Origin of the sequence: Leuconostoc citreum, from assembly GCF_004354555.1 — a bacterium.
Lineage (GTDB): Bacteria > Bacillota > Bacilli > Lactobacillales > Lactobacillaceae > Leuconostoc > Leuconostoc citreum.
Genome location: NZ_PUFH01000005.1, coordinates 20042 through 43215, shown reverse-complemented (window position 1 = coordinate 43215; position 23174 = coordinate 20042). Strand labels below are relative to the sequence as shown.

The window sequence follows — 23174 nt, the reverse complement described above, 5'->3', positions numbered from 1 at the left end:
GATACACCTACGCTTTAACAGTTCCAGCTGTTAGGCGTTTTTTTCTGCTCTCATTTCTTGCAAGGTTTTAATAGCTGTCGGAGATGATTCCCATGTTGACCTTATAGAAAAGTTATCAGCCTGTGCTACATAACTGATCATCTCTTTTAGCCCGCCATTTGCTTTTAGACGAGTGCCAAGCTCTTCAGTGTCTATTTGTACAAACAAATTGTTATCGTTGCTTGTACGCAATCCTGATGCTTTTAAAGCTATGGCTGTCCTAACGAAGTCGCTGACCCATTTCTCAATCTTTGCCATTGACTAAACCTTACCTTGCAAAAACTTAGGGACTATACCTTGATGTTTCTGTTTGCCATAACCAATCTGCTTTTGATTGGCTGACTGTTTCTCGTTCAGATAACCTTCAAATTTAGTTCCAAACAAAGTTTCAGGTCTTAAATACTTTTCCATAGTTGTGCCTGACCACTCTTTTGCTTTCTTTTCAATGACTGTCTTAAAATCATCAAGACTAAATCCTTCGTTAGTTCTTGCTTTAATCAATGATTTTGTTTTTGAACCGCTACTGCGATACTTGCTACCTGTCTTTTCATTCAAGTAATCAACAATTTCTTTGTAAGGTACGTGGTCGGGTTCGTCAGAACCAGACAATATATCTTTACTAACCTTACCTAACCTATCCTTACCTAACCTTACCTGCGTATCCATGTTGGACACTTCTTGTACACGTTTTGTATACATATTGTTTTCTTCAACAACAAGCTGACTCTTTTCGTTGATATACTGGGTTTTGTGGTACCTATCTCCTTGTATATAGTTATGAACTCGCCAATCTTTTATGACTACTAAACCGTTTTCAAAAGGTATTATAAATTGCTTAGCAACTAACAACTTTCTATCATCATCACTTGAGCCGATCATTCGTTGAATCGTCTTAGTATTGTCAATAAATCCATCATCATCAGCGTGCATATTCAAGTGAAAATACAATGCTTGTGTAGACAATGGCATGTCTAGAAATGTATCGGTATCAGTTACTTTTTTGCTGAACATTCTTCTCTGTGCCACTAATCAACCTCCTTACTTCTAAATTCATCTAAACTGACATTTAATGCATCAGCTATTTTGTCCATTGTGCTAAACGTAGGATTTAATCTTTTGTTAGTTAATATGGGGTACAATGCCCCAAATGAAATACCTGATTTTTTCGCCAACCAGTAGCCTGTTTTACCAGTTTCATCAAGTTTTAAAATTATTTTTTCACCTATTGTCAATGCCATCTTTAGTCCTCCTTTTATTGTTTGTTTGAGATATAATTAAGTTACAAACGTTCGGTCGTTACGAACTGGCGTTTGCAAATTTGATAGCATACGATTTTCATAATCTATGCAGAAGGAGAAATATTTTGAAAGTATTAATTAGAACTACATCTGGACAGTTAATCAGTGCAAGTGACGTTACCGAAGTTAATGTTTTACGTTCTGCTACTTCTAAGCATCAAACCGTTAGTATCGAAGAATTCAAAAACTCATTTTTGCTAAATAAAACAAGTTTAAGAGCACTAACGTTCAAAGGTCATCAAACGCTATTCTTGGATAGTAAAGACATTGATTACATTAGTCTTTCAAATTCTTAATAGTTTTAGAAATACACTTCATCACTTCGGCTATGGTGTGTATTTTTTCTTTATCGACATATCCACTTTCGCATTCGTCACTAATTAATTCACTCAATTCGTCTAAGTTTTTATATAGATTTGCGACTGTTTTGTTATTCATTATTTATCCACCTTTTCTTTGCTAATCCGTGACAAGATGTTAGTCATAAACGACATAACATCGCCTGCATATTCTCCAGCTATTTCATCACGACTTCTGATGTTGTCTCGCAGAACACCGAGACGCATACGCATACGCATGTTCTGCAACTCTGTAATTAGTTCTTTATCCTTCATCTGACCTCCCAACTAGATAATCAATGCTGACGTTGTAATAATCAGCGAATATGATTAACCTTTTTAGACTTGGGACTGTCACACCACGCTCGTATCTTGATATATCCTGTGTATCAATTCCCACACCAACAGACAGATCAATTTGACGTTCTTTGTGTTCCAGTCTCAACTCTCGTAACCTATTCATCACCAAACTCCAGTTGACGTATCTCGTCGTCCAATTCATGAATGTAATCATTCACTTTGTCAATCTTATCTAATGACTTGCTGCGCTCATTTCTAAGGTACTCTAGGCGTGTTTCATAACGTGTTGGCAATTCACCTACATGTTGCCAGTCTGCTACCGTCATACCACTGGGGTAGTTGTTATTTGCCATGTCACTTACCTAAACTGTCGCCTACGACTACACCACCGATGAATGCTGCAACGACAACAAACACGATGCCGATAATTGATGCGTATTCCATGTGTTAACTCCCTGACTTTTTATCCAACCAATATTGAATTCGCGTTCCCCAATACATCACTGTATTTCCTGTACTAATATATGGTTTAGGAAATGTCTTATCCCTTCGAATGTGTTTATTAAACGTATTCCTTGAGATGTTTAAATGCTCCTTATCAACGATTTCGCCGATGTTATATCCGCGACCATCAAATGTTGCCATGACTTCCTCCTTATGCTGGTTGGTCTTGTTCAATTACTGGTAAGTATCCATTTGCTTTAAGCAATTCATACAAACCTAACCGACCTTTTTGTGTCCACTTTGTGTTCATTACGAGCTTCTTCGTGCCATCTTTGCGAGCAACTTCTTGAGTTTCTGATTGTGTCCAGCCTTTTTTCTGGTGTTTTGCATATAGTAGCCATACACCTGATTGATTGTATTGAACGCCAAGTTGATGCAATAGTTTGTTCATTGCAAGTCCACTCAGTCCATAATCTTTGGCAATGAACGTGATGTTGACTAATGCTTTATTTGATAGGACTAAATCTGTATAATCCGCCTTTGGTTTCATCTCGTTATTCTGTTGGAGCAAGACAGAGTTTTCTTGTTCCAACTCTAATTTTGCTTGACGTTCATTTTTCAAATCAGTTGCCAATCGAATAATTGTGTCTGGATTAGTTAGGACATCTTCGATTGTCTTGTCTGTCATGTATGCGCCATGTTTACGAATTGCTGGCAGGACTTCTGACGTGACCCAGTCTTGGAACTTTTCGGCTGTTTCATTATTAGCTTTGATTGCCAACTTGTAGAATTGCGGTTCAGTGATGAAATCACCGCGCTTTATTTCATGCCCACTTGTGGGTATGAACAAATATTTATTTACTCGTTCCCAACGAACCGAAATGTTACCGCTTGATGCGATACGTGAAATCCCTAGCCCTATCGCTGACGTTTCTGCATCGAACAGCACTTGACCGTTTTCTTCTTTGACTTTTAGGTTGTCAAACACCTTAATTTGATTTTGCATGTTGTACCTTTTCCTTTCTATACTGGCTGCTTTCGTTCTTTATTGGGAACGTTTAGAGTAAAAAAAATACCCACTGAGTTTGTATCATATCCTAATATCTCAGCTGCCTTCGCTAACTCATCAGCTCCAATAGGAACTAATCCCAACTCGCGTTTTGCATAAGGCGTTCTTGATTTCCAGCCCATTCGCAATGACATTTCATCCTGCGTTAGACCGTTAGCTATTCTTTCAGCTTTCAGACGTTTTAAATTCACATTCATAATTCATCCTCCTTTCGTTCTCTTTCGGGTACGATATAAATATACAACTCTCGTTCTCATTTGTCAACGTTTTATTTCAAATAAAATTCTTTTTGTTCTTTATCGAGTTTTATTTGTATACTTTTGGGAACGATGATATAATAAAGAAAATACTTTTTACGGAGAAAATTAATGCGTACCAACGATGAAATAATTTACTTAATAAAGGAGCTCACTGATAAACGAGGATATTCTATTAGTGAATTGGCACGTAGAGTTGATATGGCAAAGTCTGCTGTGTCAAGATATTTCAACGGTACTCGAGAATTTCCATTAAACCGAGTTAATGAGTTCGCTAAGGTTTTAGGAGTAACACCTGAATATATTTTAGGTATTTCTCAAGATAACGATATTAGTTCTATATACAATAAGCTTGATACTCTTAGAAAGAAAAAAGTATTTGAGTTTGCCCATCAACAATTAGACGAACAAAATAACATACTTGTGTTCCCTTCTAAAACTAAAAATCAAGTCAGTGTTTATGGTGCTGTCTCTGCTGGAAACGGAGAATATTTATCTGACAATAAGCCTGAGTTAGTAGATTATGATGGTGAAATACCTATTCATGATTTTGCCGTTGTCGTTAATGGCGACTCTATGGAACCAACATTCGCTGACAAACAAATTATATTTGTTAAGAAAACAAAAGAAGTTCGCAATGGTCAATTCGTTATTGCTGATTATGACCATCAAGCTTACGTTAAAAAGTTTATGCGTGATGAAAATGGTTGCCGTTTAGTATCGCTAAATAAAAAATACAACGACATGCCTATAAATGATGAGCATGAACTATCAATATTCGGTGTCGTTGTATTATAAACCGCTTATGCGGGTACATATATTAAAGGAGAATTTATTATGGGATTGTTTGATGGAATCAAGAAGGAAATGCAACTATCACAGGAAAAAGCTTCTAAAGAAAAGGAAAATAAAAAGAAGTACGATAACTATCAAATAGAGTTGAAATCAAAATTTGTAGCCAGCGGACGAATTGGTATAAATAAGTTTAATGATGAATTAAAAATCATAAAGGTTTCTACTGAAAGCTACTTCAAAGATGTATATGTCGAGTACAAAAACATTACAGAAGTTAAAATTGATGAAAAAATAAACGAAAAAACACAAACAAAAAACGTAGGAAAAAGAAAAGGCGTCATAACCAGATCAGTTGTTGGGACAATTTTGATGCCTGGTGTAGGAACAGTTGTAGGCGGTTTAACAGCAAAAAAAGAGAATAAAATACAGTCAATCACAACTCAAGATATCAAAAGAAAAATTGTTTTAATCCAAAATACACCTTATCAATCACTGCTTAAAATCACGTACAGTGAAGAGTTGTTTTCTAAGTTAAAAAGTATTATAAATAACAATACTGAAACTGTAGAAGAAACTATATATAAAGAGGAAAGAACCGACAATGGTTTAAGTGATTTAATAGCTTTAAAAGAATTATTAGACCAAGGTATAATCACACAAGAAGATTTTGATGCTAAAAAGAGACAAATCTTAGGTTTATAATTAATGCCCCTTTGGGCGTACATATATGTGCCAAGCAACCACAATAAAAGGTTTAAGGAGACAAATATGCCTGTAGAGTTTGGACCTTTAACGAAGTATGGTAGAAGTTCATTTTTTGATGGTGGATTATTTGAATGGATTGGCTGGTCTATTCTAGGTTTCATATTAACAGCGTTTTCTTTAGGCATTCTATACCCTTGGGCTCTTGTCATGGTCTATGGTTGGAAAGTTAACCACACTGTTGTTGATGGTCACAGAATGTATTTTAGTGGCAGCGCAATCGGACTTTTTGGAAATTGGATTAAATGGCTAGCCTTAACACTAGTGACACTAGGCATTTACGGATTTTGGGTTTTTATCAAACTTGAAGATTGGAAAGCAAAAAACACTTCATTCGTTAATTAATTTATGCCCTTTCGGGCGTACATATAATACGTGCACTAATCACGTTAAAAGAGTTTGGGGATTAAAGATGAAAAAGATTACTGTTTACATTTTAATGCTGTCATTAATTTTGATGTTTGTGTCACTTGGTTCTTGGATATTGAACTATCCTACTTTCGCCATTATGGCTTCTAACTTAGGTTTGCTTATTTTGGTTATTTCATACATTTGGGAAAATAGAAAGAATTTAATTCAGGAGTAAACAATGCCTATAGAATATTTTGCTTTAATTCTAATTTTGGTTATCCCAGCGTTGTATAAATTAAAACAGAATAAAAAAGATAACGATAATGAAGATTAATAACATTCATCATGCCCTTTCGGGCGTACATAATATTTTGTATTGGAAAGGTGTCAAATATGAATTATTTATATAAATATATGTTTTATCAACTAAAATGGTTTTTCATATTTATATACTTTTCTTTTGCAGCTATAGTTTTAATTGCCGTTTTATATTTCATATGGACTAAAATACATCAAAAATAAGATTAAAGACTCAGCAGTAATAAATAATAGACAATGAAGTCTTGAAAATAAGCAAATAAAAAAAGCACACCTAGCCGGGGGTGGCAGTCGGTGTGCTAATGATTATACATAAACGCACTGGGCGTTCTGTTATATTGTAACAGATGTAAGCCCCTTTTTAAAGGAGGCTTTTTTTATGGCATCAATTTATAAACGTGGTAAAACTTGGACTGCTAATGTTCTCATTACCGCAAACGGAGGCAAAAAAAGAAAGACTAAATCAGGATTTACAACAAAGTCAGAAGCCAACAAGTGGGCCGTTGAAATTGAACATCAAAAAAATAATGATATTTTGGTTAAAAAAGACGGTTTAATTACTGAGATGTTCTATGATTGGTATATCGTTTTTAAAGAACCCCATTTAGAAACAAGAAGCAAGACATGGTACATTACAACGCTGACAGTTATGAAAAAGTATTGGGAAAGCAAAAGACTATCCGACCTCAATTCTGCTGACTTTCAGAGGTTGATTAATGACTATGGTAAAGATCATGTTCAATCCTCAGTATCACATGTCAAAAATATGATTGGTGCTTTTGTTAAATATGCAGTAGATGAGGACTTTATTTTTAAAGATTTTACACGAAATGTCAAAACATTTTCCGCAAAAGACAGTAAAGATAAAAATTTAAAATTTTTGGAAGCTCACGAAATCGAATATTTAATTCACGCTCTTGAAAACAATACAGCCACAACCAGCAAAATGATATTAACAGCCGCCTATTCCGGTGCTAGATATTCCGAGGTTGCCGGACTTACAAAAGATGACTTTGATTTTGAAAATAATACGATATCCATTAATAAGGCCTGGCAAGCAGATGATCGTGCCTTTAAAGTTACAAAAACAAAATCATCAAATCGCACAATTGAAATGCCAAGCGAATTCATGGCTATTGCAAAAACATGGGTATTTGGCGACACATACGCTTTTGAAGGATTAAATGGCTATCCTCCTACCAATGCAGCCGCTAATAATCAAATTGCCAGATATCTTAAATACAAGGGCTATAAGGTGATTACATTCCACGGATTGCGTCATACACACGCTAGTCTATTACTAGCAAACGATGTTTCGATACAATACGTGAGTGAACGCCTAGGGCATTCAGACGTCAACATCACATTAAGTGTGTATGCCCATTTACTCGATAAGAAGCGCCATATTGAAACACAAAAGGCGTTGAAAATTCTAAATAATTTGTAGCACTTTTGTAGCACCAAACTGTAAAAACATTGATAATAGACGAAATCTAAAAACAACTGTGAATACCTAACAAACCCAGTGATACCAACGTTTTAATACATAAAAGCCGTCCTACCAATTATTCTGGTAAAACGGCAGATAAGGAGATAGCGGGATTTGAACCCGCACACCGCCAAAAGCGGCTCGACGGATTTCGAGTCCGTTGCAGTACCAGATTGTGCCATATCTCCATGAGTGAGAACAATTAATATCGTTCTCATGTTATATAAATTACTTTGATGCCTTACGACGCTTTGCTGCCTTTTCACGTTCAGCAGTATTCAAAATTGCCTTTCGAATACGAACGTTTTCAGGTGTTACTTCAACGTACTCGTCATCGTTCAAGAATTCCAAACTTGCTTCCAAGTTCATCACACGAGGTGTCTTGATTGATGCAGTTTGATCCTTGTTTGATGAACGGACGTTTGATTGTGGCTTCAACTTTGTCACGTTAACAGAAATATCGTTGTCACGTGCATTCATACCAACAATCATACCTTCATAGACTTCAACACCAGCGCCAATGAACATTTGACCACGGTCTTCAACACCCATGATAGCATAGTTTGAAGTTGTTCCTTGAGTAATTGAAACCAGCGCACCATTACGACGACCTGGCTCCCAGTTGCGAACAACAGGACGGTATTCAGCATAGGTATGGTTGAAAATACCATATCCGCGTGTTGCTGACATGAATTCTGTTGAGTAACCAATCAAACCACGTGAAGGTGCCATATAAGTCAAACGCGTTTGACCATTACCAACAGATTCCATGTTTTCCATTTCACCCTTACGTTGGTTCAATGAATCAATAACTGTTGAGGCGTATTCATCTGGTGTATCAATTTGAACAGATTCATATGGTTCTGATTGCACGCCGTCAATATCACGATAAATAACTTGTGGACGTGAAGCTTGTAATTCAAAGCCTTCACGACGCATAGTTTCAATCAAAATTGACAAATGTAATTCACCACGTCCTGATACTAACCATGCACCTGCTTGGTCAGTATCTTCAACACGCAATGACACATCTGTGTGCAATTCACGACGCAAACGGTCTTCGATTTGACGTGCTGTGACGAACTTACCTTCTTTACCTGCAAATGGGCTATCGTTTTGACGGAAAGTCATCTGCAATGTTGGTTCGTCAATACGCAAAATAGGTAATGCTTCAGGGTGTGCAGTATCTGCTACTGTTTCACCAACAGAAATGTCTTCCATCCCTGAAACGGCAATCAAATCACCGGCCTTAGCTTCTGTAATATCAACTTGATCCAAACCAATAAATCCAGCTAGCTTTGTGACACGGAATGATTGTGTTGTGCCATCTAACTTCATCACTTCAACGTTGTCACCAATTTTAATTGTGCCACGCTTAACACGGCCAATACCAATACGACCAACGAAGTCGTTATAATCTAACATAGCCACTTGGAATTGCAATGGTTCATCTGAGTTGTCAATTGGGGCAGGAATTGTTTCAAATACCTTGTCAAAAATTGGCTTCATTGTGTGTTCTTGGTCAGCAACGTCAGGAGACAATGATGATGTACCATTCATAGCTGAGGCAAAAATAACTGGGAAGTCCAAATCTTCTTCATCAGCACCTAATTCGATGAACAAGTCCAACACTTCGTCAACAACTTCTTCAGGACGAGCACCTGGACGGTCTACTTTGTTAACAACCACAATAGGTGTCAAGTTTTGTTCAAAGGCTTTCTTCAAAACGAAACGTGTTTGAGGCATTGTACCTTCAAAGGCATCAACAACCAACAAAACACCATCAACCATACCCATGATACGTTCAACTTCACCACCGAAATCCGCGTGCCCGGGTGTATCCAAAATGTTAATTTGCTTGTCCCCAACCTTAACGGCTGTGTTCTTTGACAAGATAGTGATACCACGTTCTTTTTCGATGTCGTTTGTATCCATTGCACGATCACCCAATTCCTTGCGTGAGTCCAATGTGTCTGATTGCTTCAAAAGTTCGTTAACCAACGTCGTCTTTCCATGATCGACGTGGGCGATGATAGCGATGTTACGAATATCTTCGCGATTTGCCAATTTTCTAGTGCTCCTTTAATTTCATACTACTCATCTCATAGTAAAAGCTAGGGTCTGTTGTGCCCTAGCTTTGATGCAACGTTAAAATATCACGATGCGCGCGATTTGTAGCCACTAATACTATGTTAGATGATAACATATCTAGGGCTTTGCCGTCAATATCTGAAACGGATAATCCTAATGTTTTTGCTAAAACCTGTCCTGCCGCAAAATCCCAAGGCATCATTTTAGATGAATAACCTATTGCTTGCCCCATGATAACACGAATAAATGATGGCCCCGCCGCACCAATGACACGGTAGCCCAAAGCCGCTTTAGCTATCTTATCATAACCAAACATACCATATAACAGTCTAGCACCACTTAATAACACGATACCCTCTGATAAATTATCATCAATCGGTGGTTTAAGGCGCAATTGGTTAGCAAATACGCCGATTTGAGGGCCGCCATGATAAACCACATTATTGATCACGTCAAGAATCCACCCTAAAACGGGTTGATTATCTTCATAAAGGGCAATCATCACTGCAAAATCTGTTTTTTGTTTGACAAAATTCATCGTACCATCAATCGGATCAACGAACCAAACACGTCCGTTCATATCTTGATTGTGGTCACCAAAACCTTCCTCACTGACAATATGCGCCTCGGCATCAAAGTGTCTAATTTTGTCATTAATGAACTTTTCATTATCTTGGTCCACATTGGTTACTAAATCACGGTTATCACGTTTTTCATGGACATCTAAGCGCTGTTGCATTGCCACAATTGTCTTTTGTCGGATGTCATTGAGCCATAACAATACTGTCTGATCGATTTCTTGAATTTCAAATTGACTTAATAAGGTCATACCTTTATCCTGTCTTTTGTCGTGGCTTGTGCCAACTTAATTGTGCGATAAATACTAAAACCAGTCTGCTGCTCAAAATTGCGATCAAACTGCTTTTGCTCACTTTTAGATGGGATTACTTGTCGAAACTTGTCATATTGTCCCAGTAACGTCACTTTTAAAACACCATTTTCATAGACTTGTAGCACTTTGTCAACGAAAGCGCTGACCGTCACGATATCATCGATTGTCCAATTGCTGTCAATTGGTAATGTATAATTTTCACTCATAGTTCTATTTTAACATGTTGCACACTTTGATATACTAGTAAAGAGGTGAATTTATATGACAATACGTTTTACAATGGACAAAATCACACGTGATGGTGATCCAGTTTTGCGCCAAGTGTCGACAGCCGTGCCCTTCCCTCTCAGCGAAGAACATGCACAGTTAGCTCAAGATATGATGACCTATCTCGTTGTTTCGCAAGATGAAGAAGAAAACGAAAAATACGGTTTACGACCCGGCGTTGGGTTAGCAGCACCACAAGTTGGCTACTCGCTCCAAATGACATCAATTCTTATTCCTGCACTTGAGACACATGAACAGGATGAGCAAGATGACAAACCATACTTCAAAGGGACAATTTTCAACCCAGTTATTATTTCTGAATCTGTTAAGCGTAGTGCTTTGAATGTGGGTGAAGGTTGCCTATCCGTTGATGAAGATGTACCAGGTTTTGTGCCACGTGCTAATCGTATCACTGTGCGCTATCAAGATGAAACTGGCGCCACAAAGACTTTAAAATTACGCGATTATCCAGCAATTGTCTTTCAACATGAAATTGATCATTTACATGGTCACCTCTACTATGACCATATCAATCTAGATGCGCCATGGCAAGTTGATGACGATGTCAAATATATCGATTAATAAAAAACACATCCTTTTAAAAGGATGTGTTTTTTATCATGCAAACAACTTATAACTTGTCGAAAAAACTTTTTCTTTTTGTGCCATCAGTTGCTTCTTGAAAAGATTCCAAAGCTTTCTTTTGGTCACGGTTTAGCTTTGTTGGTACATCAATTTTCACAATGACATATTGATCACCATTTCCTGTACCGCGTAAACGTGGCGCTCCTTTACCACGCAAACGGAAACGTGTGCCCGTTTGTGTGCCTGCAGGAATTTTTAAATTCACATCCCCATGTACTGACTTAACTTGTATTTCATCACCAAGAGCAGCGCTGACAAAGCTAATTTTGTGTTCAAGATAGATATCAGCACCGTCACGTTCAAAGCCGTCTTTAGAAGCCGACACTTGGAAGACAACGAACAAGTCACCACGTGGGCCGCCATTCATCCCCTCTTCACCCTGGCCTGCTAACCGCATCTGTTGCCCAGTTTCAACACCTGCTGGCACCGTCACTTTGATTTCATGCGGCCCATCACCACGATTAAATTTAATAACTTCTTCTTTACCAAATACCGCTTCTTCAAAGCTTAAGTGCATACGGTATTGTAAATCTTGTCCTTTGCGAGGTCTGTTAGGGTCAAAACCACCGCCAAACATTTGGCTGAAGATATCCCCCAAGTCGGAAAAGTCGCCAAAGCCACCTTGCTGTTGGTAACCACCAAAACCACCCTGTCCTGCACCAGCTGGACCGAATTGATCATATTGCGCACGCTTTTGCTCATCCCCTAAGGTTTCAAAAGCTTCTTGAATTTCTTTATATTTTTCTTCAGCCCCTGGTTCATGGTTAATATCAGGATGATATTTTTTAGATAATTTACGATAGGCTTTTTTAATATCATCTTGACTGGCATTTTTATCAACACCAAGACGATCATAGTATTCTGTGTTATTCAATGATCTGCTCCTTTTCCACATTATGTACACAAACCGCATCCATCAGAATGCGGTTTGTTTTGTGCTAACTATATATTAAACAACGCGATTAATTAATCTTTCTTTTTTGAAGGATCAACTTCTTCAAAATCGCCATCGACTGTCTTGTCATCCTTTGGCTTAGCTTCACCTTCTGCGCCTTCTTTTGGTGCAGCTTGTTGATAAAGCTTCATGGCCAATTCTTGAGCAGCCTTAGCCAATGCTTCTGTCTTAGCCTTTAAGTCTGTCAAATCAGCGTCTTCAGCTGCTGCATCTTCCTTAGCCTGCTTCAAAGCTTCCAAAGCCTCTTGTGTCGCCTTCTTATCATCATCACTCAACTTGTCGCCAGCTTCTTCAAGCGTTGCTTCAGTTGAGAAAATCAATTGGTCAGCTTCGTTACGTGTATCAACAGCTTCTTTCTTCTTTGCATCGGCTTCTTCATTAGCCTTAGCATCATTCATCATCTGCTCGATTTCTTCTTCAGAGAGACCACCAGCAGCTTGGATTGTAATCTTTTGTTCCTTTTGTGTACCCAAGTCTTTAGCTGATACTGACACAATACCGTTACGGTCAATGTCAAATGTGACTTCAATTTGTGGTACACCACGCTTAGCAGCAGGAATATCTGACAATTGGAAACGGCCCAAAGTCTTGTTATCAGCGGCCATTGAACGTTCACCTTGTAGGACATGGATATCTACAGCGGGTTGATTATCAGCAGCTGTTGAAAAGACTTGTGACTTTGATGTAGGGATTGTTGTGTTACGATCAATCAATTTCGTGAAGACACCACCCATTGTTTCAATACCCAATGATAGTGGTGTGACATCTAGCAATACAACATCCTTAACATCACCAGTAATAACACCACCTTGAACGGCTGCACCAAGAGCAACAGCTTCATCAGGGTTAATTGAATGGTTTGGTTCCTTACCTGTTAACTTCTTAACTGATTCTTGCACAGCAGGGATACGCGTTGAACCACCGTTCAAAATCACTTCATCAATGTCTGAGAATGACAGACCAGCATCCTTCAAAGCGTTCAGAACTGGTTGTTCTGCCTTTTTAATCAAATCAGCAGTCAACTCATTAAACTTTGCACGTGACAAAGATGTTTGCAAATGCAATGGTCCTTGATCACCAGAAGCAATAAATGGCAAATCGATTTGTGCTTCGTTAGCTGAAGACAATGTCTTCTTTGCTGATTCAGCGGCATCCTTCAAACGTTGTAATGCAAGCTTATCATCCTTCAAGTCAATGCCATTGTCTGCCTTAAATTGAGCAGCTAAGTAATCAATGATCTTGTTATCAAAGTCATCACCACCAAGGTGAGTGTCACCATTTGTTGACAAAACTTCGAAGACACCATCCCCCAATTCTAGGATAGACACATCAAATGTACCACCACCCAAATCATAAACAAGAATCTTTTCATCCTTGTCTAGCTTGTCCAAACCATAGGCCAAAGCTGCCGCTGTTGGTTCGTTAATAATACGTTCAACTTCCAAGCCAGCAATCTTACCGGCATCCTTGGTTGCTTGACGCTGTGCATCATTAAAGTAAGCAGGTACTGTGATAACAGCCTTTTCAACCTTTTCACCTAAGTAATCTTCAGCATATCCCTTGATATATTGCAAAATCATTGCTGAAATTTCTTGTGGCGTATAATCCTTACCATCAGCGGTAACTTTGTAACCAGCCTCACCCATATGTGACTTAATTGAAATAATTGTGTCTGGGTTTGTAATAGCTTGACGCTTAGCCACATCACCAACTTGGCTTTCACCGTTTTTAAATGATACAACAGATGGTGTTGTGCGACCACCGTCTGGATTTGTAATAATTTTTGGTTCGCCACCTTCTAATACAGCGACGGCTGAGTTCGTAGTTCCTAAATCAATACCGATAATTTTTGACATGAATTTTTCTTCCTTTACTATTAAAATGCATTTGCTTTTTAAGGTGTAGTGCGTCAAGCTGAATCACCATATAAATATATTTACGTTACTTTGCAACAGCTACCATAGCTGGACGAAGGACACGATCCTGAATCATATACCCTTTTTGAAGTACCGTAGCGATTTGATCTGAGGCAACATCGTCTGATGCCACACTTTGAATTGCCTGATGCTTTGTTGGATCAAAAGTTTCACCTACTTCACCTGTAGCAGATATACCATTGTCCCGTAATGCTTGCACTAATGTTCCTAATGTCATTTCGACACCAGTTTTAATTTGTTGGGTCACTGCATCTTCAGATTCAACCTGAAGCGCACGTTCCAAGTTATCAACAGCTGGTAATACGGCACCTGCCAATTTTTGACCATCATATTTACGAACAGTTTGAAGTTCACGTGCATGACGTTGCTGAATATTTTGAATCTCTGCCTGTGCACGTAACAATTTGTCTTCAAGTTCTTTAACGTCACTTTGAAGTTGCTCAATCTCAACTTGTTGTGGGTCAACCTCTGCTTCTTTTTCCAAAGTATCTACATCTGCCTCAATTTGTTCAGTAACAGTTTCGTCATTGATTTCTTCAATATTTTGCTCTGTTTCCTTTTGTTGCTCTTTCACGTAAGTGCCCTCCTAAATTATGTATATTCAATCATTTTTTGCGTTAACGCTTCGCCATAAGCATCAATTAGTAAGATATTTCTCGCATATGGCATACGGATTGGTCCGAGTAATGCAATCACACCATCTCCTTGATTAGGTATTGTAAAGCCACGTGTAATTAAACTAAATGACTTTAACAGTGGTTCATGAATTTCTTGTGATATTTTAACAACCGTGTGTGAGCCCAGCGTCTGAGCAACGTTTCTGATATCTTTGGCTGATTCAAGGAATTCTAATAATCGCTTTAAATCAGCTTTATTATTGAGAGATTCATCAAAATTCAGTACATTCAAGCGACCACCAATATGAACTTGATCACCAACTGAACGTGAGAGAACATCCCCAAATAATTGTAAGAATGCGCCTGGCGTCTTAATGACACGACTCATTTGCGTTGGCAATTCATCAGATTGCATCATTTGCAACACTTCTAAGACTGGCCGACCAGTCATCTGATCATTAATATACTTGACCATGCTATCTAGAGATGATATTGCTAGTTCGCGAGGTAATTTAAAGGTTTGACTTGTCACTTTACCATCGCTTGTAACTAGTACAGCAATCAATTGTTGGTTCTCGAGGGGCACTAAGCGGAACCCTGATACTTTAATGTCGTGACGCTGTGGCTTCAATATAATGGCAGTTGCACCTGTAAACTCTGATAACGTGCGTGCTGACTCATCTAATAAATCATCTATTTCATGAAAATTACCACGAAACGACTGTATTACCATATTAACGTCATGTTCAGTCACGCTATGATTAGCCATTAAATGATCTAAATAGTAACGATAACCTGCGCGCGACGGTACACGACCAGCCGAAGTATGTAATTTCTTAATTAATGATGCAGATTCTAATGCGGCCATTTCATTACGAATGGTTGCCGAACTTACTTTAATATTGAGCTGTTCTTGCAAACTTTTAGAGCCAACAGCTCGTGCTGTTTGTGTATATTCATAAATGATGGCACTTAGGATTAATTTTTGCCTATCTGTTAGCATACCATCACCTCCACTTTAGCACTCAACACTTCTTACTGCTAACATCTATAATAATACACCTTTCTCAAAAAAAAGCAACCTTTTTAGCACTCTTTTTATCAGAGTGCTAAAAAACACTTGATATCAATCAAGTGTTTCAAAATAGGTGCGCGTTGCCACTTTATCTTTTTCAAGTTGTGTAATTAAATCATCAACCTGATTAAATTTAACTTCGCCTCGTAAATGATGATGCCATGCCACAATGACATCTTCACCATAAATTGCTTGGTTAAAATCTAAAATATTTATTTCGACTGTTATCGGACGATTGTCGCCGAAAGTAACATTTCGACCAATGCTTGCCATACCAATATGCCATTGACCAGCAATGCTAATCTTGACAGCGTAGATACCAATTCCAGGTAACCACTCTAGCTCAGGCGTTAAAACATTTGCCGTAGGAAAGCCTAGTTCTCGGCCTCGGGCTTCACCATGAACAACAATGCCCGTTGTATGATAAATGCGCCCCAATTGGCGATTAACTGTTTGCATGTCACCAACACATAGCGCAGAACGAATCTTGGAAGAACCTATTTTTAAGCCTAAATCATCAAACTCCGGCACAATAATGACGTCAAAACGCGCTTTGGCATAAATTGCTAAGTTAGCCATATTAGCCTGATTTTTATCACTACCATATAAATGGTCAAAACCAGCCACAACTGCTACTGGATTTAACTGCATCAACACCTCATCAACAAATACCTGTGGTGATAAACCCGCTAGTTGAGAAGTAAACTGCATCTTGTACATTTCCGAAACACCTAATGTTTCAAGTAATTGCGCTTTCTGCTTTACCACTGTTAAGTATTTTAATGGTTCGGTTAATGCTTTGAATGCGACACTTGGATGTGGATCATAAGTCAATACTGCTAGCGGTACACCTAAAGCATCTGCTTCAGCCTTAGCTCGCTTAATGACAGCTTGATGGCCTAGGTGTACGCCATCAAAAAAACCCATAGCGACAACTTGGCGTACCGGCTGTTTGAAATTTTGAATTGGATAATGTAATGTTGTTGTTTTAATCATTGTCATTTATTATTGAAAACATAACGTGAACGCCATTCACCAGTATTTTGATTATAAGCGTAAACTGCTTTCACTTCATCCTGATATGTTAATTGCAAATAATTATCATCGGCAGGCCACTGTGTGATAACCTGCCCATTTTTAACGGCAAACCATTCATCATCCGTCAAAGGCTTTATTGGCCAATTCAATAACTTAGAAATAGGAATTACTTTTTCTAAAATTGCTGTACGTGGCCAAGTCATCACATCGTTTAACTCAATGGCTTGCGACAACGTCATCCCGCTACCCATCACGCGTTCTAAACGTGTCATGGTTGCTGGCATGCCTAATTGACGACCAGTATCAACTGCTAGTGTTCTAATATAAGTTCCCTTTGAAACTGTCGCCTCAAAGTCAAATTTTTGTTGCTGATGAACATAGTTCACTAATGATGTACGGTGAAAATCATAAATATGAGCTTCTCGAATTGGACGAGTTACAGTTTCCCCGGCTCTAGCATATTCGTAAAGCCTTTTTCCGGCCACCTTAACAGCCGAATACATTGGTGGAACTTGTTGAATCGACCCGTTCAGTGACTGAATAGCTTCATCAATCTGTTGATCACTATACGGCACAGTAATTGCCTTTTCAGAAATGATTTCACCACTTAAATCCTCAGTCTCTGTTGCAAAGCCCAAGGTAATATCACCAACATAACGCTTAGGACGTGACTGTAACTCATCAATAAGTTTAGTCGCTTTACCTAAGGCAACAACTAAAACGCCTGACACATCTGGATCAAGCGTGCCAGCATGACCAACTTTTTTTTGACCAATAGCACGTCTAACTTTTGCCACAACATCAAATGAGGTCACACCTCTTGGCTTATTGATGACAATAACACCATCTACTTGGTCATTGGCTAACATCGGTGCTCTCCTGATTTTGCCAAACATTTTGTCCAGCATAAACAGCCCCATAGTTGACGTGTGGGACAATTGTTTCTTCGAACAACACATAGATATGCACTTCTGGATTTGTCGCGTGTGTTGTACCAATCAAATCACCGGCATGTAGTTGTTGTCCTGTGCCATAAGTTGCCAAATGGGAGATTGTGGTATCATTTGTTTGCAATTTTACTGTTACTTGTTCATGATGAACGCTTTGTATCGTAACAGTTTGTGCATCTGAAGAAACCACAATACCAGAAACTGGTGACATGATACTGTTGCCATTTGGCACCATCATAAAACCATTATGGCTATTGATTTGGTCCTTATCACTGGCGATTTGTTGCAATTGACCTGTTACCGGTGCAACAACAACCGGCAATTCTGACTTACGTGCAATATGTGTTGCATTCATTTGCCCAGTGGTTCTAACTCTCTGATGTCTGTTGTTTTGATTAAATAAATTTTGCCACCAACTCATAAACTACCCCTCACTTTATTTTTCACGTAAACGCTTCACATACGCTGTGATTCTTTTCATGCCTTCATCTAAATCTTCATCCGAAGCAGCGTAAGATATACGGATAAATGCTTTTGCTGACTCGCTAAAGCCAGAACCAGGGATTACTGCCACCTTTCCCTCGCGGGCAAGGTTTAAGGCAAATGCATCACCATCATCTCCCAAATCTACTGGCAACTTGGCAAAAATATAAAAAGCCCCTTCTGGTGTCACCACATCAAAACCAAGTGCCTTTAACTGTGGTAAAATGCGATCTCGTCTGGCCTTATAAGCTGCTCTCATCAACAAAGGTGTATCCTTGACATCGCGCAAGGCCACCACAGCTGCATCTTGAATAAAAGTTGGGATAGCAAAAGTCAAGGCCCCGTGAACTTTTTGCATCTCTAAAATCATCTGCTTTGAAGCCAAAATGAAACCGACACGATACCCTGTCATAGCATGTGACTTAGATAGGCCGTTAATATAAATCGTCTGCTCAGGTATGATTTCTGCAAATGAAACATGCGCTTGGTCATAAGTCAATACAGCATAAATTTCATCAGAAATCACCCAAATATGATGCTTTTTAAAGGTAGCTGCCAATGCCATAACCTCTTCACGAGAGTAAGTTACTCCTGTTGGATTCGTCGGATAATTCATCAATATGGCGCGTACTGGAACCGTAGCCTTTTCTACGGCTTCATCAACCATTTCTGGTGTCAGCTTAAAACGATGTGCTGTCGTGTCAATTGCAATTTTTTGGCCATAAGCCAATGCGAGCGACGTGAAGTATGGCCCATAAGCAGGTTCAGGCACCAACAGACCATCACCAGGTGCCAGCAAAGTATGCAAAACAACATTGATGCCCTCGCTAACGCCTAACGTCACAATCACATTATCTTCATCCTGATAATTCAAATGATAAGTTTCATTGAAATATCTAACAGCCTCGGCGCGCAGGGACTGTTCGCCTTGACTTTCAGCATAATGAGATCGATTATTATTAATGGCTTCAGTAGCAGCAGCTTTGATTCGCTCATCAACATCAAATCCTGGTTCGCCAAATGTCAATTTTAAAACACCTGGAATATCTCGCACTGTTTTTTGAAAATTCAATAATTTATCGGGCGCCATTGCCGTAATCGTTGGATTGAGTGATTGCTCTAAATTAGTCATGTTAGCGTTCCTTATTTATAGTCAAATTAACGTAATTCTATTTTAACACAAAAACGCTACCTCTAAATGGGTAGCGTTTTTTCATTATAATTTATTAATTATCAGCGTGTAGTTTGCGAATTAAATCTTCAATGTGATTACCATATTGAACGGACTGATCACGGACAAATTTTAATTCTGGCGTCTTATAGACAGTTAAACGTGCACCTAATTCTTTTCTGATTAAACCACTAGCTGCTTCAAGACCAGCTTGCGCTTTTTGACCATCACTAGCCAAGTCAGAAAGAATTGAATAATAAATCGTTGCAATTTGCAAATCACCTGACAGTTCAACACTTGTTACCGTGACATCTTGTACCCTTGGGTCATTAATGCGTTTAAGCAATAAGTCAGTTACATCACGTTGAACTTCTTGTGCGAGGCGACCTGCACGTTGTGGATTAGCCATAACTTGTGCCCCTTTTCTATTATGTCAACTAACAGTCGTTAACTATTATTTTACTTTTACTTCTTCCATGATATAAGCTTCAACAGTATCGCCAACTCTAATATCATTATACTTTGCAACCGTGAAGCCAAACTCATAACCCATCTTCACTTCGTTGACAGAATCCTTACCACGCTGCAATGATGCAACTTCACCATCATAAACAACAACATTATCACGCATGATACGAACCTTAGAATCCTTCGTAATCTTACCTTCTTCAACCATTGCACCGGCAATGATACCAACCTTAGAGAACTTAAACAATTCCTTAACAGTAACATTACCAATAACCTTCTCTTCAAAGACAGGTTCAAGTTGTCCCTTCATGGCTGCTTCAACATCGTCAATAGCATTATAAATCACGTTATAGAAGCGAATATCAACCTTATCAGAATCAGCTTGAGACTTTGCTAGAGGCGTTGAACGAACATTAAAGCCAATAATAATTGCACCGGAAGCAGAGGCAAGCGTTACATCAGACTCGTTAATTGCACCAACAGCTGTGTGAATAATATCCACACGAACACCATCAACTTCAATCTTCTTAAGCGAGCCTGACAAAGCTTCGACAGAACCTTGTACATCAGCTTTCACAATAACAGGAACTGTTTTCATGGCCTTTTCAGACATTGTACTAAATAATGTGTCCAGTGTGACAACAGAACCTGAGTTACGAATTGCTTCTTGCGCACGCTTAGCACGTTCTTCACCAGCTGCACGTGCAGTTTTTTCGTCTGCCATAACGATGAATCGATCACCAGCCTGTGGTACTTCGTTAATACCTGTAATTTGCACTGGTGTTGCAGGCAATGCCTCGGCTAATTCAATACCACGTTCATTTGTCATTGTTCGCACACGACCATAGGTATTACCAACAACAATTGGATCACCAACACGCATCGTACCTTGTTGAACAAGCACAGTTGCAACCGGGCCACGTCCCTTGTCCAAACGTGCTTCAATCACTGAACCACGCGCAGGTACATCCGGATTAGCTTTAAGTTCAAGCACTTCAGCTTGTAGCAAAATCATTTCTAACAATTCATCAACGTTTTGACCAAACTTAGCAGAAATCTTAACGAAAATCGTGTCGCCACCATATTCTTCAGGTACTAAGTCATAGGCCATTAATTGATTCATAACCTCATCAGGATTAGCTCCTGGCTTATCAATCTTGTTGACTGCCACAATAATTGGTGTTTCAGCGGCTTTGGCATGATTAATAGCTTCAATTGTTTGTGGCATGACACCATCATCAGCTGCAACAACTAAAATAGTTAAGTCCGTTACATTGGCACCACGCGCACGCATTTCTGTAAAGGCAGCGTGTCCTGGTGTATCCAAGAATGTAATGGTTTTGCCGTTTAACTGCGTTTGGTACGCACCGATATGTTGTGTAATACCACCGGCTTCGCCTTCAGTCACATTAGAGTTACGCAAGTAATCAAGCAAGGTTGTCTTACCATGATCAACGTGTCCCATAATTGTTACAACTGGTGGACGAGCGACTAACTTGCTTTCGTCAATCGTATCATCTTCGAAGAACTTATCAATATCGGCAACATCTTCTTCTTCTTTAAGTTGTGATTCAATACCATAATCAGCAGCCAAAATTTCAATTGTATCAGCGTCTAATGATTGGTTTTGGTTCGTCACGATGCCTAGTAAGAATAGCTTTTTAATAATTTCAGCTGTGTCACGATGAAGTAACTTTGATAAATCTTGTACGTTCATACCGATACGATATTCAAGTACTGCTGGTAGTGGCTGTTCCTTACGCTCAGTTGCTGGTACAGCTGGTCCCTTTTTAGCAGCGATACGGCGTGACTTTTTCGACCCACGAGGCTTATCATTACGACGTGGTGTTTGTTGTCCCGTACCGTTTGTGTTGCGTTTGCGTGAATTGTTACGTGCAGAGTTATTGCCCGAAGCTAATGCACCACCAAACTTACCTGTGCCGCTCTGCGTTGTTGTTGCAGTGGCCTTTGTTTCTGCTGTTTTAGGCTTAGTTTGTGCTGGCTTTTCTGCTACTTTTTTACTCTGTTCAGCAGGCTTCTTAGTTGTTTTTGCTGCAGCAGCCTGCTTACGCTTCTCGTTTTCACTCACATACTGCTTTAAGCTATTATCTGTCTTCTTAGAATAATCAATCTGTCCTTCACGAGGCTTAGTTGACCAATTCTTCTTTTCTCGAATCATTGGGCGACCCTCAGAAGCTTGTGTTCGTGATCCAGGACGTTGATTATTGCGTCCGCCTTGACCTTGTGACTTTGACTGATTTGGACGTGAAGCATTACCACCTTGAGTATTAGAACGCGAGGAATTTGTATGACGGTTTTGTCCTTGTCCCTGTGATTGTCCTTGACGAGCTGGTTTGTTTGAACGCGGTGTTGTTCCTGCACTTGAATTAGTACCATCTGTTAATTTTGCAGCGTGTCGACGTTGTGATGCTGGTAACTCCTTACGCTCTGGTACGGCCTGTTTTCGTGCAGGACGGTTTGAACTTGAGAATTTCTTTTCTTCTGTCATTTAGTTCCGCTCCTTTTCTGAAATTAATTGTTTGATTTTACGACTAAAGCCACGATCGGCAATCGCAAATATACTACGATTAACACCAATGGCGTTGATTAATTGTTGTTTTGTATAGTCCTGTATTAAAGTTATATGGTAAAAGTTTGACTTATCCATAAATTTTTTTGCTTGACTCGGACCACCATCACTTGGGAAAAAAGCTAACTGAACTTTATTCCCACGAATTGCAGTGAGTGTTGGCTCGGAACCCAAAACGATTTTGCCTGCGCGCATAGCCAAGCCAAGTAAATTAAGAATTTGTTGATCTTCACTTATCACCGAATAACTCCTTACGTGCCTGCTGATGATCAACATAAGCAATAAGTTCATCGTAAAAGGCATCAGGGACTTTAACTTCGAACGCTTTGTCAAAAATACGCTGTTTCTTAGCAGTATTAGCAACATCACGATTCAAACTGATGTACGCGCCACGACCGTTTGCTTTAGATGTTGTATCTAGGCTTACATGTCCTTCTTTATCACGCACAACACGAACGAGTTCTTTTTTAGGAAACATGTCACCAGTCACAATGTCTTTTCGCATAGGTATTTTTCTAGGTTTCATTGTTCTGTA

31 protein-coding genes and 1 tRNA gene are annotated in these 23174 nt (G+C 39.0%); 7 read left to right on the top strand and 25 right to left on the bottom strand.

All coding sequences use genetic code 11. The annotated features are described in order from the left end of the window. Nucleotides 1-30: 30 nt before the first annotated feature. The 3 genes from C5L21_RS04560 to C5L21_RS04550 are packed head-to-tail and all read right to left on the bottom strand — an operon-like array spanning nt 31 to nt 1277. Entirely contained in the window at nt 31-297 is a 267-nt protein-coding gene (locus tag C5L21_RS04560; protein WP_133286102.1) for a hypothetical protein, read from the bottom strand. A 3-nt stretch (nt 298-300) separates the two neighbouring features. Beyond that, nucleotides 301-1065 (bottom strand): conserved phage C-terminal domain-containing protein, encoded by a 765-nt coding sequence (locus C5L21_RS04555; RefSeq protein ID WP_241652871.1) that lies wholly within the window; start codon nt 1063-1065, stop codon nt 301-303. Then, nucleotides 1065-1277: a helix-turn-helix domain-containing protein gene (locus C5L21_RS04550; RefSeq protein WP_133286101.1), complete on the bottom strand. Its 213-nt coding sequence runs from the start codon at nt 1275-1277 to the stop codon at nt 1065-1067. The genes C5L21_RS04555 and C5L21_RS04550 overlap by 1 nt, the downstream gene beginning before the upstream one ends. Nucleotides 1278-1402: 125 nt before the next feature. Here C5L21_RS04550 and C5L21_RS04545 point away from each other — a divergent pair, with 125 nt between their 5' ends. Further along, the gene (locus C5L21_RS04545) at nt 1403-1633 is read left to right on the top strand and encodes a hypothetical protein (protein ID WP_133286100.1); all 231 of its coding nucleotides are present in this window, start codon (nt 1403-1405) and stop codon (nt 1631-1633) included. Nucleotides 1634-1774: 141 nt separating this feature from the next. On the opposite strand, the gene C5L21_RS09435 is transcribed toward C5L21_RS04545, so the two are convergent. The 6 genes from C5L21_RS09435 to C5L21_RS04520 all read right to left on the bottom strand — a co-directional run bounded on the left by C5L21_RS09435 (nt 1775) and on the right by C5L21_RS04520 (nt 3685). Continuing rightward, nucleotides 1775-1951, bottom strand: a complete 177-nt coding sequence (locus C5L21_RS09435; RefSeq protein ID WP_170167810.1) for a hypothetical protein — start codon at nt 1949-1951, stop codon at nt 1775-1777. Beyond that, the gene (locus C5L21_RS04540) at nt 1941-2138 is read right to left on the bottom strand and encodes a helix-turn-helix domain-containing protein (RefSeq protein ID WP_133286099.1); all 198 of its coding nucleotides are present in this window, start codon (nt 2136-2138) and stop codon (nt 1941-1943) included. Before C5L21_RS04540 ends, C5L21_RS09435 begins: the two co-directional genes overlap by 11 nt. Then, on the bottom strand, nt 2131-2328 hold the full coding sequence (locus C5L21_RS04535) for a hypothetical protein (protein WP_133286098.1): 198 nt from the start codon (nt 2326-2328) through the stop codon (nt 2131-2133). The genes C5L21_RS04540 and C5L21_RS04535 overlap by 8 nt, the downstream gene beginning before the upstream one ends. 94 nt (nt 2329-2422) lie before the next feature. Continuing rightward, a complete protein-coding gene (locus C5L21_RS04530) occupies nt 2423-2620 on the bottom strand; it encodes a hypothetical protein (RefSeq protein WP_133286097.1) in 198 nt (65 codons plus the stop codon). 10 nt (nt 2621-2630) lie between these two features. Next, nucleotides 2631-3425, bottom strand: coding sequence for a phage antirepressor KilAC domain-containing protein (locus tag C5L21_RS04525; protein WP_133286096.1), 795 nt, complete (start codon nt 3423-3425; stop codon nt 2631-2633). Between the two features lie 17 nt (nt 3426-3442). Then, entirely contained in the window at nt 3443-3685 is a 243-nt protein-coding gene (locus C5L21_RS04520) for a helix-turn-helix domain-containing protein (protein ID WP_133286095.1), read from the bottom strand. A gap of 171 nt (nt 3686-3856) precedes the next feature. Between C5L21_RS04520 and C5L21_RS04515 the strand changes: the two genes are divergently transcribed. From C5L21_RS04515 to C5L21_RS04500, 5 genes are all read left to right on the top strand, one after another. After that, nucleotides 3857-4543: a LexA family transcriptional regulator gene (locus C5L21_RS04515; RefSeq protein WP_133286094.1), complete on the top strand. Its 687-nt coding sequence runs from the start codon at nt 3857-3859 to the stop codon at nt 4541-4543. Nucleotides 4544-4582: 39 nt separating this feature from the next. After that, a complete protein-coding gene (locus C5L21_RS04510; protein WP_133286093.1) occupies nt 4583-5242 on the top strand; it encodes an SHOCT domain-containing protein in 660 nt (219 codons plus the stop codon). A gap of 66 nt (nt 5243-5308) precedes the next feature. Further along, nucleotides 5309-5647, top strand: a complete 339-nt coding sequence (locus C5L21_RS04505) for a YjgN family protein (protein WP_133286092.1) — start codon at nt 5309-5311, stop codon at nt 5645-5647. A gap of 67 nt (nt 5648-5714) precedes the next feature. Beyond that, nucleotides 5715-5888 carry a hypothetical protein gene (locus C5L21_RS09430; protein WP_170167809.1) on the top strand — a complete coding sequence of 58 codons (174 nt, stop codon included), beginning with the start codon at nt 5715-5717 and terminating at the stop codon, nt 5886-5888. A gap of 462 nt (nt 5889-6350) precedes the next feature. Beyond that, nucleotides 6351-7418: a site-specific integrase gene (locus tag C5L21_RS04500; RefSeq protein WP_133286091.1), complete on the top strand. Its 1068-nt coding sequence runs from the start codon at nt 6351-6353 to the stop codon at nt 7416-7418. A gap of 141 nt (nt 7419-7559) precedes the next feature. On the opposite strand, the gene C5L21_RS04495 is transcribed toward C5L21_RS04500, so the two are convergent. The 4 genes from C5L21_RS04495 to C5L21_RS04480 form a co-directional block, all read right to left on the bottom strand. Further along, nucleotides 7560-7648 (bottom strand) — tRNA-Ser (locus C5L21_RS04495). Nucleotides 7649-7688: 40 nt separating this feature from the next. After that, nucleotides 7689-9527 (bottom strand): translational GTPase TypA, encoded by a 1839-nt coding sequence (gene typA / locus C5L21_RS04490; RefSeq protein WP_004900891.1) that lies wholly within the window; start codon nt 9525-9527, stop codon nt 7689-7691. A gap of 64 nt (nt 9528-9591) precedes the next feature. Beyond that, nucleotides 9592-10380 (bottom strand): inositol monophosphatase family protein, encoded by a 789-nt coding sequence (locus C5L21_RS04485; RefSeq protein ID WP_133286090.1) that lies wholly within the window; start codon nt 10378-10380, stop codon nt 9592-9594. Beyond that, complete coding sequence (locus C5L21_RS04480) at nt 10377-10649, bottom strand: UPF0223 family protein (RefSeq protein WP_004900895.1); 273 nt, start codon at nt 10647-10649, stop codon at nt 10377-10379. Before C5L21_RS04480 ends, C5L21_RS04485 begins: the two co-directional genes overlap by 4 nt. A gap of 55 nt (nt 10650-10704) precedes the next feature. On the opposite strand from C5L21_RS04480, the gene def reads away from it, so the two are divergent. Beyond that, nucleotides 10705-11292, top strand: coding sequence for a peptide deformylase (gene def / locus C5L21_RS04475; RefSeq protein ID WP_004900898.1), 588 nt, complete (start codon nt 10705-10707; stop codon nt 11290-11292). Nucleotides 11293-11341: 49 nt separating this feature from the next. On the opposite strand, the gene C5L21_RS04470 is transcribed toward def, so the two are convergent. The 12 genes from C5L21_RS04470 to rnpM form a co-directional block, all read right to left on the bottom strand. Further along, nucleotides 11342-12229: a DnaJ C-terminal domain-containing protein gene (locus C5L21_RS04470; protein ID WP_004900900.1), complete on the bottom strand. Its 888-nt coding sequence runs from the start codon at nt 12227-12229 to the stop codon at nt 11342-11344. Nucleotides 12230-12321: 92 nt separating this feature from the next. Beyond that, nucleotides 12322-14166: a molecular chaperone DnaK gene (gene dnaK, locus C5L21_RS04465; RefSeq protein ID WP_085699762.1), complete on the bottom strand. Its 1845-nt coding sequence runs from the start codon at nt 14164-14166 to the stop codon at nt 12322-12324. Nucleotides 14167-14251: 85 nt separating this feature from the next. Further along, nucleotides 14252-14821, bottom strand: coding sequence for a nucleotide exchange factor GrpE (gene grpE, locus C5L21_RS04460; RefSeq protein WP_004900903.1), 570 nt, complete (start codon nt 14819-14821; stop codon nt 14252-14254). Nucleotides 14822-14838: 17 nt separating this feature from the next. After that, nucleotides 14839-15867: a heat-inducible transcriptional repressor HrcA gene (gene hrcA, locus C5L21_RS04455; RefSeq protein WP_004900905.1), complete on the bottom strand. Its 1029-nt coding sequence runs from the start codon at nt 15865-15867 to the stop codon at nt 14839-14841. Between the two features lie 123 nt (nt 15868-15990). Continuing rightward, complete coding sequence (ribF, locus tag C5L21_RS04450; protein WP_085699764.1) at nt 15991-16941, bottom strand: riboflavin biosynthesis protein RibF; 951 nt, start codon at nt 16939-16941, stop codon at nt 15991-15993. Then, complete coding sequence (gene truB / locus C5L21_RS04445) at nt 16938-17846, bottom strand: tRNA pseudouridine(55) synthase TruB (RefSeq protein ID WP_004900909.1); 909 nt, start codon at nt 17844-17846, stop codon at nt 16938-16940. The genes ribF and truB overlap by 4 nt, the downstream gene beginning before the upstream one ends. Continuing rightward, nucleotides 17833-18348, bottom strand: coding sequence for a PTS sugar transporter subunit IIA (locus tag C5L21_RS04440; RefSeq protein WP_004900910.1), 516 nt, complete (start codon nt 18346-18348; stop codon nt 17833-17835). The genes truB and C5L21_RS04440 overlap by 14 nt, the downstream gene beginning before the upstream one ends. A 15-nt stretch (nt 18349-18363) precedes the next feature. Next, nucleotides 18364-19542 (bottom strand): aminotransferase class I/II-fold pyridoxal phosphate-dependent enzyme, encoded by a 1179-nt coding sequence (locus tag C5L21_RS04435; protein WP_004900912.1) that lies wholly within the window; start codon nt 19540-19542, stop codon nt 18364-18366. Nucleotides 19543-19636: 94 nt separating this feature from the next. Then, entirely contained in the window at nt 19637-19990 is a 354-nt protein-coding gene (gene rbfA / locus C5L21_RS04430) for a 30S ribosome-binding factor RbfA (RefSeq protein WP_004900914.1), read from the bottom strand. A 45-nt stretch (nt 19991-20035) separates the two neighbouring features. Then, nucleotides 20036-22558 (bottom strand): translation initiation factor IF-2, encoded by a 2523-nt coding sequence (infB, locus tag C5L21_RS04425; protein WP_004900915.1) that lies wholly within the window; start codon nt 22556-22558, stop codon nt 20036-20038. Further along, the gene (locus C5L21_RS04420) at nt 22559-22879 is read right to left on the bottom strand and encodes a L7Ae/L30e/S12e/Gadd45 family ribosomal protein (protein ID WP_004900916.1); all 321 of its coding nucleotides are present in this window, start codon (nt 22877-22879) and stop codon (nt 22559-22561) included. Then, a complete protein-coding gene (gene rnpM / locus C5L21_RS04415) occupies nt 22869-23165 on the bottom strand; it encodes an RNase P modulator RnpM (RefSeq protein ID WP_012305300.1) in 297 nt (98 codons plus the stop codon). The genes C5L21_RS04420 and rnpM overlap by 11 nt, the downstream gene beginning before the upstream one ends. Nucleotides 23166-23174 lie beyond the last annotated feature (9 nt).